The organism is Pseudoalteromonas sp. Z1A6 (assembly GCF_011378745.1).
Lineage (GTDB): Bacteria > Pseudomonadota > Gammaproteobacteria > Enterobacterales > Alteromonadaceae > Pseudoalteromonas > Pseudoalteromonas arctica.
On record NZ_WTKW01000099.1, the window covers coordinates 1 to 12,824 of the forward strand.

Genomic DNA, 12,824 nt, shown 5'->3' on the forward strand with positions numbered 1-12,824 from the left:
ATAATATAAGCAAACTGCTCTGGAAAAACCTACAAAAAAAATAGTATAAATAACCTGAACTCTGGTTAAGAGATTTACTGACGTATTGAATCATGTTGATATTTAAATTTATTTTCTCTAGCCAGAGATTTTCGGTGAAAACAAGGCGAATTTACGCGTCAATAGCTGGCCTATTGTAAGTATATTCAACGCTGTTAGCGCTGAAAATAGCTGCTCGAGATAGATTTATTATCCAGAGCTCAGGTTATAAATAAATATTTAGCGCGAAAGGGTTTTAGCATTGCTACGAGATGATTAAACACTTTGCAGTTAAGGGGTCGTTAAGCCCCATTGCGCTAGATTTTTAAACTATACAGCAAGGTAAACAGCAGGGTAAAAGCGCTTTCTTAAAAGTTTAATCGCTTTTACCTGTCTCATTATAACTATATGGGTTAAAATACCTACATAACCAACTAACAAGATAGTGAATGTCAAACCAAGATCCAAATCTCAGTCGAGAACAAGAAAAGTACGAAAACCCAGTCCCTAGTCGTGAGTTTATACTTACTCACCTTCAAGAGCGTTCAAAGCCTGCTAACTACGCGCAATTATGTGAAGAACTAGCAGTAAACGATGACGAACGCCAAATAGCATTTAAACGCCGCCTTCGCGCTATGGAGCGTGACGGACAGCTGTATTTTAATAAATTTAAATGCTATGCCCTAATTGACGAAGCCGGTTTAACCAAAGGCAAAGTAATAGGCCACAGAGACGGTTTTGGCTTTTTAGAAGTTGAAGGCGAGAGTAAAGATTGGTTTATTGCTAAGCACCAAATGAATATGGTGTTACATGGCGACATTGTACTAGCTAAAGGCACTAAACGTGGCTCTGGCTCAAAATGCGATGCACGTATTATAAAAGTGCTTACTAACGAGCGCGCGCCAATTGTTGGCCGTTACTTTGTAGAGCATGGTGTTGCTGTTGTAGTAGCTGAAGACCCGCGCATAACGCAAGATATAATGATTTTACCAGGCAACGAAAACGGTGCCCGCCATAACCAAATGGTGCAGGTTAAAATCACTCAAAATCCAAGCCGCAACATGAACGCGGTAGGTAAAATTATTGATGTACTTGGTGAGCATTTAGCCCCAGGTATGGAAATTGAAGTCGCACTGCGCAATCACGATATTCCACATGTATGGCCAGAAGAAGTTGAAGCACAAGTTGCTCACCTAGGTGAGTTTGTTGAAGACGCTGACAAACAAGGCCGTGTAGATTTACGTGACTTACCACTTGTAACCATTGATGGCGAAGACGCTCGCGACTTTGATGACGCCGTATACTGTGAACCTAAAAAATCGGGTGGCTGGCGCTTGTGGGTTGCCATTGCCGATGTATCGCATTACGTAGGAATGAACACGCCGCTTAATAAAGAAGCAATTTTGCGTGGTAACTCAGTGTATTTTCCTGAGCAAGTTATTCCGATGCTACCAAAAGTGCTTTCTAACGGATTATGTTCGCTTAATCCAAAAGTAGATCGCTTATGTATGGTTGCCGAAATGACCGTATCGAGCGCGGGTAAACTTTCGGGTTATAAGTTTTACGAAGCGATAATGAACTCGCATGCACGTTTAACTTACACCAAAGTAAATGCCATTTTACAAAACGACGAAAAACTACGTGAAGAATACTCAGCCGTTGTGCCACATTTAACTGATTTACAGCAAATGTACATGGCACTTAAAGCAGCACGTCAAGAGCGTGGTGCCATTGAGTTTGAAACCCTAGAAACACGTTTTGTATTTAACGCTCAGCGTAAAATAGAATCAATAGTGCCTGTTATTCGTAACGATGCGCACAAACTAATTGAAGAATGTATGATTTTAGCCAACGTATCGGCGGCTAAAATTCTTGAAAAGCACGAAGCAAGCGCGCTTTATCGTGTGCATGACGAACCAGACAGCGAAAAACTAGGTAACTTTACTAAGTTTTTAGGCGAGTTAGGTATTGAAAGCACATTAAGCGACGAGCCAACACCAAAAGAAATAACGCAAGTACTAGCGCGACTAGGTGACCGCCCAGAAGCCGAGCTTATTCAAACTATGCTACTGCGTTCAATGAAACAAGCTGTATATCAGCCAGATAACATTGGTCACTTTGGTTTAGCGTTATCGGCTTATGCGCATTTTACATCGCCAATACGTCGTTACCCAGATTTAGTAGTACATCGTGCTATTAAAGCAGTTATAAAAGCACAAGGTCAGCAAACGTCTGGCGAATACGCTTATACCAACGACGAAGTTGATCAACTTGGTGAGCAGTGTTCTACCACAGAGCGCCGCGCCGATGATGCAACTCGCGAAGTAGCGGATTGGCTTAAATGTGAGTTTATGCAAGATCACGTAGGTGACGAGTTTGACGGTGTTATTTCATCGGTCACTAACTTTGGTTTGTTTATTCGTTTAGACGATTTACAAATTGATGGGCTTATTCATGTTACTAATTTAGGCGACGAGTTTTTTGCGCATGATGCTGCAAAACACACCCTAATAGGTGAGCACTCTCACAAAGTTTATCGCCTTGGCGATAAAGTAACAGTAAAAGTTGCGTCGGTTAGTTTAGACGATCGCCGTATCAACTTAACGCTTAAAGGCGATGTTGCACAAGACAGATACTCACGTCGTCGTGCGCCAAAAAAAGGTTCAGGTAAATCTGAGCATGCGCCAGCAAGTGTGCGTTCGCAATTAAAAGCAGGCAAAGTACCGGGTAAAAAGTCGCACAGCGATGACAAGCCAAAAGGTAAAAAAAAGCCAGCGAATAAAGACAAAGGTAAACCGGCAAATAAGTCTGCTACTAAACCCGCAGATAAAAAAGCAGCAGACACTGCCGTAAAGAAAAAGCCGAAAAAGAAGGCAGTTAAAAAGCCTAAAAGAGCTGGCAAAAATGCCCGTAAAAGTACTAGCCCAGGAGCAGATAATACGTGAGTAATGAATTAATTTTTGGCTTTCACTCTGTTGAAGCAATTTTAGAAAGCGAGCCAGAGCGCTTTGTAGAAATTTACGCCCTTAAAGGTCGTGACGACAAACGCTCAACTCCGATTATTGATGAAGCACGTAAGTTTGGTATTTCAGTACAGTTTATGCAGCGTAAAGCCCTTGATAGCAAATCAAAAGGTGAGCAGCATCAAGGTATTATTGCCAACGTAAAAGCTGCTCCTACATTTAATGAAAAAGATCTTGATGCGATAATCGCTCGTGAAGACACACCGTTTTTACTTGTGCTTGATGGCATTACCGATCCGCATAACTTAGGCGCATGCCTACGTAGTGCAGACGCGGCAGGTGTTCACGCTATAATTGTACCTAAAGATCGCTCTGCAAAACTTAACGGCACAGCACGTAAAGTAGCTTGTGGCGCAGCCGAAACAGTACCGCTTATTCAAGTTACTAACCTTGCACGTACGCTTCGCGAAATTAAAGATGCAGGCGTATGGGTTGTAGGTACTGCTGGTGAAACTGATAACCACGTATTTGATGCAAGCTTAACAGGCCCAATGGCTATTGTTATGGGCGCAGAAGGCGAGGGCATGCGACGCTTAACGCGTGAGCATTGCGATATGCTCGTTAAAATCCCTATGGCGGGTACAGTTTCAAGCTTAAACGTATCGGTAGCCACAGGTATTTGTTTGTTTGAAGTATTACGTCAACGTAACGCAAATAACTAATATATAAACGATAAGTTTTATGTATTAAAAAGCCGAGATTGAAATTCAATCTCGGTTTTTTTGTATCTGTAACTTACGCTTTTAACTTTACATCAATTGATGCTTTATTATAGCGATAGGAGAATAGCTCTACAGCAAGGCAAAAATAACGAAATATAGTGTTCTTATATGAGTTATTTAAAGCAGCTAATAAACCACTTATTCTATACAAAGCGCAGGTAAACGGTTTAATAACAAGGCAATAATTTAGATGTGTAGTGCTTTTACATAAAAAATTATTAACGCTGTTAGTGAACCACTTATCCTATACAAAGCGCAGGGAAACGGTTTAATAACAAGGCAATAATTTAGATGTGTAGTGTTCTTACATAAAAAATTATTAACGTAGTTAGTGAACCGTTTAACCAGCTTTTAATTTAGAATGAGTAAGTGTAGCCCATTTGTACAGTACGCGGCTTACCTGGTTGAATGCCACCGTTTGAACGGTTAGCAACGTATGTTTTATCAAACAAATTATCAACGCTTAGGTATACTTTTTGATTCTCACCGATTAAGTATTTAGCAGCTAAATCCCATACTACGCGGCTATCAATTGCGTTTAAGCCCGACTGCGTTAAGTTAGCATGCGCATCAGATACGTAACGTATTTGGCTGTTAACTACAAACGCAGAAAACTCAGCACCTAACGATAACGCTACTTGGTTTTCTGGTACGTAAGGCATTGCATCGCCTTTTTCTACCGTGCCCCAAATTTCTGAATCAAAATCGTTTTTAAACTCAGAGTCTGTGTAGGTATACGTTAATTTAACTGGGAACATAGCTGTATCAGTTGCAAACGTACGTGCTGCACTAAATTCAAAGCCCGCTACTTCTACTTCACCGTAGTTGTATTGGTCGCCAATGTTATCGTCGCTACAACCAACCGCTGCAGTACAGTTACCGTGCATGTTGCTGTAGTCAGAGTAAAACGCAATTACTTCACCGCTAAAGCCATCCATATTAAAGCGAGAGCCAAACTCAATGTTTACACTTTCTTCTTCTTCTTGGTCTGCATTACCAGGTGCTGCTGGTGCATAACCTTTTTGAATGCCCGCAAGTAGCGTTACGTTTTCGTTAAGCGTGTAAGTAGCACCTAGTGACGGAACTAAAATTTCAGTGTCGTTCGACACATCTTTAGTTAAACCGTTGCTGCGTGTTGGATCTGATTTAGACCACTCTTCACGCGTAATAGTAATATCTTCATAACGAAGACCTGCACTTACTACTAATGCATCAATTGTCCACTCGTCTTGAATAAACAATGTACTTGCTTCTGCGCTATCTACACGGTTGCTGTCAGAGCCCGGAACGCCTTGCTCTGTAAGCGTTAAGCTTAGATCTTGATTAAGTGTGTATTTGTCTTCCCATTGAAAACGATCCATTTCGTCTTCGTGGTAACGTACGCCAACAGTCACATAGTGATCGCCTGCAGGAATATGTAATTCAGACTGAATACCTTTAGCTTGGTAATCGCGGTTATTAGCTTTAATACCAATACCTTCAATACCTTCGCTTGTAGGGTTTGCTTCAAATTCACTGTATTGCTCAAGGTAGCTTTCGCTTACTTTGCTGGCTTTATACCAGTTACGATGAAAATCGTTTAAGTAAGCCGTAGCTAAAAACTCATAGCCATCACCAAAACGGTACGCGTAGTTAAGTTGGTATGCATTGTGGCGAGTATTCATTTCATCGTTTTGCGATGCAGCATAACGACGGTAAGGACTTTCTTGATAGTCTTCGTCAGTTAAGCCCATGTATGTTTCGTCTGATGTTTCGTCAGAGTACTTAATTTTCAGCTCAAGATTATGCGCATCGTTTTGACCAAACGTGTGGCCAAACTTTAATAGTAAATCTGTTTTTTCAAAGCCGGTGTTGTCATTACCTACTGGCAGCTCTTTAAAGCCGTCTGCGCCGTAAGTAAATACTTCAATTAAGCCTGCTGTGTTGTTTTTTTCTTTACCGAAGTAAGCGTGACCTTTGTAGTAACCATCACCACCAAGGGCTGCATCTACCATACCTTTTGAGCTATTTGGCTCAGTAGGTAAGCTGCGCGAAAGTAAGTTTAAAACACCGCCCGTAGTACGCGGGCCGTACTTAACTGATGCCGCGCCTTTTAATACTTCAATAGACTCCATACGACCCGTAGTAGGGAAGTAGTAAGCAGATGGTGCTGAATAGGGTGCTGGCGCAACTAATACACCGTCTTCCATTACCGATATTTTATCGTTACGGCCAGTACCTGTACCGCGCATACCAATATTAGGGCGAAGGCCGTAGCCGTCTTCTTCTTGCACGTAAACGCCCGGAACAGACGCTAAAACGCGAGAAATATCGGTAAACTGGAATTTTTGAAGCTCTTCTTCAGAAATAAACGTAGCCGAACCCGGAATATCGTTAATTGCTTGCTGTGAGCCAATAACGGTAATTTGTTCAAAGCGTTGTTCTTTATCGCTGGTGTCTTTTGCTATTGCAGTAGCACTAAAAGACAAAGCAACCGCAGTTGCCAGGGTAGATACTAAAAACTTAGGGTTCATTGTGTTCCTAATCATGTCAATTATCTAAATTGGCGTAATTTGAACACGTTAACGAATACGAATCAATGTTATTAAGTATTTAATTATTCAGTTTAATAGAACTAAAAACACCAACTTATGCAACTATGTTAACTAAATTGTTTCTTTTGTATTGCTTCATAACTTATAAACTAGTTATAAAGTTTGGATTAGCTATAACCTAAGCGTAGCGCTATAAACTCCGCGAGTTTATCTACAGCATGGTCAGATTCGCCCGAGCTTTTAATTAAACTAATACCAATATTGCCAAGAGTGGGTAAATGTTTGGTTTGAACTTGATAATTAAGCTCGCTAGGTACTGTGCTTTTAGCAAGTACCGTAATGCCTAAGCCTTCTTTTAATGCCGCAATAAGGCCAGTTAAATCGGCGTTGCTATATACAATTCGGTATTTTATGCCTGCATTTTTTAATGCATCAATTGCACGGCGACGATAAATACAGCCCTCTGGTGCGGTAACTAGCGTAACCACATCGTTTTGCGCAAGTGACAGGTCGCCCACCCACACTAATTCGTCTTGCATAAAAATAGGAAACTTATCAGAGTTGAGCCGCTCATTTAGTGCAAGTACTAAATCGAACTGATCTTGCCTTGAGGCCGAAAGCAAATGTTTACTTAAACGCGACTTAACTTCTAACGACACCTCAGGGTAGAGCGCCACAAAGTCGCCAATAATAGAAGGTAAAATACGCGCTGCAAATTCGCTCGGAATACCCAAGCGCACTTTACCTGCGATGTTTTCTGATGTGAACTGCTGCAAAATAGCATCGTTGTGTTGCATCATTTGTTTTGCCATAGGCAATAATAGCTCGCCGTACTGGTTTAATACTTGGCGCTGTCCTTGTTTTTTAAATAGTTTATAGCCAAGCACGTCTTCTAAGCGCTTTATTTGCAAACTGACAGCAGGTTGCGACAAGCCAAGTAAATCGCCTGCTTTAGCAAAGCCACCTATTTCAACTACCATCACAAAAGTACGTAAACCGTCGGTTGATATGTTTTTCATATTTAAAATTACAATTTATATGGCTATATATATAAGTATTATTTATCAATTGATAAAAAATTACAATTTGTTGTTGGTAGGCGTGGGCAATATACTTTTGTAATCGAAAATACACAGGTGTTTGTTATGACTTTTAACCCAATAATGTTTGCCCGCCACAGCAACGCAAGTAGTGCGGTTACTAACGCTTTGCAAACTAACAACAATCACGTTGTAATGGATTTTAGCGGCACCGAAACCAGTGTATTTTTAAGCACTATTTTAGGCCTTGATTTAACGAAGCTTACCGCCAGCGGTTTAGGCTTAAAAGGCACGCTTGATGGCGACTATAATTCTGACTACAGCTTTGCTGTTTATTACTTTAGCGAAACCGCCTTTAGATTTGTACTGCCACACAACGCAAGCCTTCAACTACAAGCACTTATAAACGAGCAACAGCTACGTTTTGATATTGATTATGTAGTACGCACCGATCTGGCAAGTTTTATTTTAAGTGGCGACAACGCGTTTGATACCCTAGTAAACGCTTTTAAATTAACACCAGGTTTGCGCCTTTCTGACGCGCAACTATGCTACGGTGCACAAAGCGGTGATGTATTTGTTACCGCCATTGATAAAAACGACGAACAACACTTTGTATTAGTCGCTAAACAACAAGAACTACAAAAATGGCAAAGCTACATGCAAGCGCAAGGTTTTGCACTTATGCATAGTGAAGCCGCATAACGAATACAAACAACAGGTGAACATAACAATGTTTACCTGTTTTTAATTACGGTTAAGTAAAAACTAATTTAAGCCACGCCCTAAACAGGGTTAATTTAAACGTGAAGGAATGTTATGACTTCTAAAACTGTACTACATGCTAAGCACCTAGAAGCGGGCGCTAAAATGGTTGATTTTCATGGCTGGGAAATGCCAATCAACTACGGCTCACAAATAGAAGAACACAATAGCGTGCGTACCGACGCAGGTATGTTTGACGTATCACACATGACTATTGTTGATATTGAAGGGCCTCAAGCACAAGCATTTTTACGTAAGCTAGTAGCTAACGACGTTGCAAAATTAACCGTACCAGGTAAAGCGCTTTACACAGGCATGCTTAACGAGCAAGGCGGTGTAATAGACGACTTAATTATTTATTTCTTCAGTGAAACTTTTTACCGCTTAGTTGTTAATTCAGCAACGCGCGAAAAAGACCTAGCACATTTAGCTAACGTATCGAGCGACTTTGACGTAACTGTTACAGAGCGCCCAGAGTTTGCAATGATTGCAGTACAAGGCCCTAACGCTAAAGCAAAAACAGCCACACTTTTAAATGCTGAGCAACAAGCAGCCGTTGAAGGTATGAAGCCGTTTTTTGGCGTTCAAGTAGGTGATTTATTTATTGCCACAACGGGTTATACTGGCGAAGACGGTTACGAAATAGTAGTACCGAACGACCAAGCAGCCGATTTATGGCAACAACTGCTAGACGCAGGTGTTAAGCCTGCTGGTTTAGGTGCACGCGACACGCTACGTTTAGAAGCCGGTATGAACCTTTACGGCCTAGATATGGACGAAAGCGTATCACCACTTGCAGCTAACATGGCATGGACCATTGCATGGGAACCAGAAGATCGCGACTTTATTGGCCGTGACGTACTTGTTAAGCAACGCGCAGAAAAAAGCACTGACAAACTAGTTGGCTTAGTGTTTGAAGAAAAAGGCGTTTTGCGTAGCGGTTCTAAAGTAATTGTTGACGGTGGGATAGGTATTATTACTTCTGGTACTTTTTCACCAACACTTGGTTTTAGTGTAGCCCTTGCACGTGTACCACGTTCAACAGGCGACACAGCTCAAGTAGAAATGCGTAAAAAATTAGTAAACGTTAAAGTAGTAAAGCCTAGCTTTGTACGTAACGGTAAATCAATAATTTAAATAATTTGGTTATACCGATCACAATAATTATTGCGATTGGTATCCTCCCAATATAAACCAAAGGACAAATAAAATGAGCAACATTCCTAGCGAGTTAAAATACGCACCTTCACACGAGTGGGTTCGCAGTGAAGGCGACGGTACATTTACTGTTGGTATTTCTGAGCATGCACAAGAACTTCTTGGCGACATGGTATTTGTTGAATTACCAGAAGTTGGCGACGAAGTAGACGCTGGCGAAGACTGTGCAGTAGCAGAGTCGGTTAAAGCAGCATCAGACATTTACGCACCTATCAGTGGCGAAATTGTTGCTATTAACGAAGAGCTTGAAGATTCACCTGAAACAGTAAACAGCGACGCTTACGGCGACGGTTGGTTATTCCGTATTAAAGCATCTGACGAGTCTGAGCTAGACAACTTATTAGACGCTGAAGGTTACTCGCACACTATCGACGAAGAATAATCATTTTTTGTAGATAACTAAAAGCCCCGTTTAATGTATAAAAATGGGGCTTTTATGATTTTACAGCTCACCACCCCATACTGAGTGAACTGTTAAATCGTCAAATATTTTAATTAATGCTAGTTACCCATTAGCATTTAGGATCATAGGAATCTGGATTCATGTCAAACGCCAAATCTCTTGAAGAACTAGAGCAAAAGCAAGATTTTATTCGCCGTCATATTGGGCCAAGCCCAGCACAAGTAAGCGATATGCTAAGTGCTTTAGAAGTATCGAGTGTGCAAGAGCTCATTGACCAAACTGTACCTGCTAGCATTCGCTTAGAGCAGCCATTAACAGTTGGCGAAAGCCGTACTGAAGTTGAAACACTAAGCTACCTAAAATCAGTAGCAAGCAAAAATAAAGTTTTCAAATCGTACATTGGCCAAGGCTACCACCCAACTAACGTACCGCACGTAATTTTACGTAACGTACTAGAAAATCCAGGTTGGTATACAGCGTACACACCGTATCAGCCAGAGATTGCACAAGGGCGTTTAGAATCATTATTAAACTTCCAAACTATGACACTAGATTTAACCGGTCTTGATTTAGCAAGTGCATCACTGCTTGATGAATCAACAGCGGCTGCAGAGGCTATGGGCCTTGCAAAACGCGTATCAAAAGCTAAAAAAGCCAATGCCTTTTTTATCGCCGACGACGTACACACACAAACAATCGACGTAGTAACAACCCGTGCAGAGCAGTTTGGTTTTGAAATAATTGTAGGTAAAGCAGAAGATGCCGTTAACCATGACATTTTTGGCGCATTATTCCAATACCCAACTACATCAGGTGAAGTGGTAGACATAACTGACCTAATTGCTGGCGTACAAAGCAAAAAGGCCATTGCCTGTGTTGCTGCCGACATAATGAGTTTATTACTATTAAAAGCACCGGGTAAACTAGGCGCAGACGTAGTACTTGGTTCGGCTCAGCGTTTTGGCGTACCTATGGGTTACGGCGGTCCACACGCTGCATTTTTTGCAACACGTGACGCATACAAACGTTCATTACCAGGGCGTATTATTGGTGTATCTAAAGACCGTTTAGGTAACGACGCACTACGTATGGCAATGCAAACGCGCGAACAACACATTCGCCGCGACAAAGCCAATTCAAACATTTGTACAGCGCAAGTATTACTTGCCAACATGGCAGCGTTTTACGCGGTGTACCACGGCCCACAAGGCTTAAAAACTATCGCGCAGCGTATACATCGCTTTGCTGATATTTTAGCAACTGGCCTAAAAGCTAAAGGCATCGCCCTTAAGCACAGCACATGGTTTGATACGTTAACAATCGTTGGTGATAACAAAGCAGACGTAACAGCGCGTGCAATTGCAAAAGGCGTAAACTTTGCAACAAACCACGACGGCGAGTACTCAATTTCGGTATCAGAGACAACAACACGCGCCGATATCGCCGAGTTATTTGATATTATTTTAGGCGAAGGCCATGGCCTAAGTGTTGACGCTATTGCAGCCGACGTTGAAGCAAATGGCAGCGAGTCAATTCCTGCAAGTTTAGTACGTGACGACGAAGTACTAACGCATCCAAACTTTAACAGCTACCACAGCGAAACAGACATGCTTCGCTACATTAAGCGATTAGAAAGCAAAGACTTATCGCTTAATCACTCAATGATCTCGTTAGGCTCATGTACCATGAAACTAAACGCGACTGCTGAGATGATCCCAATTACGTGGCCTGAGTTTGCAAACCTTCACCCATTCTGCCCGCTAGATCAAGCAGAGGGTTACCAAATAATGATTGGCGAGCTACACGACTGGCTAGTAAACATTACCGGTTACGATGCAGTATCACTTCAGCCAAACTCTGGCGCACAAGGTGAATACGCAGGCTTAATCGCGATTCGTAAATACCACGAGTCACGAGGGGATGCACACCGCAATGTATGTTTAATCCCAAGCTCTGCGCACGGTACTAACCCTGCATCAGCGCAAATGGCGAGCATGAAAATTGTGGTAGTTAACTGCGACAAAAACGGTAACGTAGACATGGCAGATTTAAAAGCGAAAGCTGAAGAAGTTGCTGAAAACCTATCGTGCATCATGATCACATACCCGTCTACGCATGGCGTATACGAAGAAACAATTCGCGAAATTTGTGACATTATTCATGAGCACGGCGGCCAAGTTTACATGGACGGCGCAAACATGAACGCACAAGTTGGTGTAACAAGCCCTGGCTTTATTGGTTCAGACGTATCGCACTTAAACTTGCACAAAACATTTTGTATTCCACACGGTGGCGGTGGTCCAGGTGTTGGTCCAATTGGTGTTAAATCGCACCTAGCGCCATTTATGCCAAACCACAGTGTAATTAACGTACCAGGTACTAACATCGGTAACGGTGCGGTATCGGCAGCGCCTTACGGCTCAGCCGCTATTTTACCTATTTCATGGGCTTACATCACCATGATGGGCAGCGAGGGCTTAAAACAAGCCACTGAAATGGCAATCGTTAATGCTAACTACTTAACGCATGAGCTAAGCAAGCACTTCCCAATTTTATACCGTGGTCGTAACAACCGCGTTGCTCACGAATGTATTGTTGACTTACGCCCGCTTAAAGAGCAATCAGGCATTACTGAAATGGACGTAGCTAAGCGCTTGCAAGACTACGGCTTCCATTCACCAACTATGTCGTTCCCAGTAGCCGGTACATTAATGATTGAGCCAACTGAGTCTGAATCAAAAGGTGAGATTGACCGCTTTATCGAAGCAATGGTGTCAATTAAAGGCGAAATTGAAAAAGTAATCTCTGGCGAATGGTCAATCGAAAACAACCCGCTAGTGTTTGCACCGCATACACAAGGCGACGTGTTAGGTAACGAATGGGACCGTGCATACGACCGTTTTTACGCTGCATTCCCAGTGCCTGCAGTTGCTAAAAACAAGTTCTGGCCAACCGTTACTCGTATAGACGACGTATACGGCGACCGTAACTTAGTGTGTGCTTGCCCACCGGTTGAGACATATCGCGATTAATTTTTGAAAAAATTCCACTGTAGAGTAGGGATTTATCAAAATTAAAAAAGCCGTTGCAACAATGCAACG

8 protein-coding genes are annotated in these 12,824 nt (G+C 42.0%); 6 read left to right on the plus strand and 2 right to left on the minus strand.

Features of this window, described 5'->3' with window-relative positions; all coding sequences use genetic code 11:
- Positions 1 to 467 precede the first annotated feature (467 nt).
- Entirely contained in the window at positions 468 to 2,963 is a 2,496-nt protein-coding gene (rnr, locus tag GQR46_RS08350) for a ribonuclease R (protein WP_165740685.1), read from the plus strand.
- Positions 2,960 to 3,703 (plus strand): 23S rRNA (guanosine(2251)-2'-O)-methyltransferase RlmB, encoded by a 744-nt coding sequence (rlmB, locus tag GQR46_RS08355; protein WP_007378377.1) that lies wholly within the window; start codon positions 2,960 to 2,962, stop codon positions 3,701 to 3,703. The genes rnr and rlmB overlap by 4 nt, the downstream gene beginning before the upstream one ends.
- A gap of 416 nt (positions 3,704 to 4,119) precedes the next feature.
- Here rlmB and GQR46_RS08360 read toward each other — a convergent pair whose 3' ends face one another.
- Together GQR46_RS08360 and GQR46_RS08365 are read right to left on the minus strand one after the other, a co-directional pair.
- Positions 4,120 to 6,276: a TonB-dependent receptor gene (locus GQR46_RS08360; RefSeq protein ID WP_165740686.1), complete on the minus strand. Its 2,157-nt coding sequence runs from the start codon at positions 6,274 to 6,276 to the stop codon at positions 4,120 to 4,122.
- Between the two features lie 188 nt (positions 6,277 to 6,464).
- Entirely contained in the window at positions 6,465 to 7,316 is an 852-nt protein-coding gene (locus GQR46_RS08365; RefSeq protein ID WP_024607170.1) for a LysR family transcriptional regulator, read from the minus strand.
- Positions 7,317 to 7,442: 126 nt separating this feature from the next.
- Between GQR46_RS08365 and GQR46_RS08370 the strand changes: the two genes are divergently transcribed.
- The 4 genes from GQR46_RS08370 (at position 7,443) to gcvP (ending at position 12,755) form a co-directional block, all read left to right on the plus strand.
- Complete coding sequence (locus GQR46_RS08370; RefSeq protein ID WP_165740687.1) at positions 7,443 to 8,042, plus strand: hypothetical protein; 600 nt, start codon at positions 7,443 to 7,445, stop codon at positions 8,040 to 8,042.
- 114 nt (positions 8,043 to 8,156) lie between these two features.
- Entirely contained in the window at positions 8,157 to 9,239 is a 1,083-nt protein-coding gene (gene gcvT / locus GQR46_RS08375) for a glycine cleavage system aminomethyltransferase GcvT (protein ID WP_121955113.1), read from the plus strand.
- A gap of 73 nt (positions 9,240 to 9,312) precedes the next feature.
- On the plus strand, positions 9,313 to 9,702 hold the full coding sequence (gcvH, locus tag GQR46_RS08380; RefSeq protein ID WP_165727660.1) for a glycine cleavage system protein GcvH: 390 nt from the start codon (positions 9,313 to 9,315) through the stop codon (positions 9,700 to 9,702).
- 161 nt (positions 9,703 to 9,863) lie between these two features.
- On the plus strand, positions 9,864 to 12,755 hold the full coding sequence (gene gcvP, locus GQR46_RS08385) for an aminomethyl-transferring glycine dehydrogenase (RefSeq protein ID WP_165740688.1): 2,892 nt from the start codon (positions 9,864 to 9,866) through the stop codon (positions 12,753 to 12,755).
- The last annotated feature ends 69 nt before the right edge of the window (positions 12,756 to 12,824 follow it).

What these genes read in the sequence shown, in the direction of transcription:
- gcvP (WP_165740688.1), top strand. Translation starts at nt 9,864, where the DNA reads ATGTCAAACGCCAAATCTCTTGAAGAACTAGAGCAAAAGCAAGATTTT.
- rnr (WP_165740685.1), top strand. Translation starts at nt 468, where the DNA reads ATGTCAAACCAAGATCCAAATCTCAGTCGAGAACAAGAAAAGTACGAA.
- GQR46_RS08365 (WP_024607170.1), bottom strand. Translation starts at nt 7,316, where the DNA reads ATGAAAAACATATCAACCGACGGTTTACGTACTTTTGTGATGGTAGTT.
- gcvH (WP_165727660.1), top strand. Translation starts at nt 9,313, where the DNA reads ATGAGCAACATTCCTAGCGAGTTAAAATACGCACCTTCACACGAGTGG.
- gcvT (WP_121955113.1), top strand. Translation starts at nt 8,157, where the DNA reads ATGACTTCTAAAACTGTACTACATGCTAAGCACCTAGAAGCGGGCGCT.
- GQR46_RS08360 (WP_165740686.1), bottom strand. Translation starts at nt 6,276, where the DNA reads ATGAACCCTAAGTTTTTAGTATCTACCCTGGCAACTGCGGTTGCTTTG.
- GQR46_RS08370 (WP_165740687.1), top strand. Translation starts at nt 7,443, where the DNA reads ATGACTTTTAACCCAATAATGTTTGCCCGCCACAGCAACGCAAGTAGT.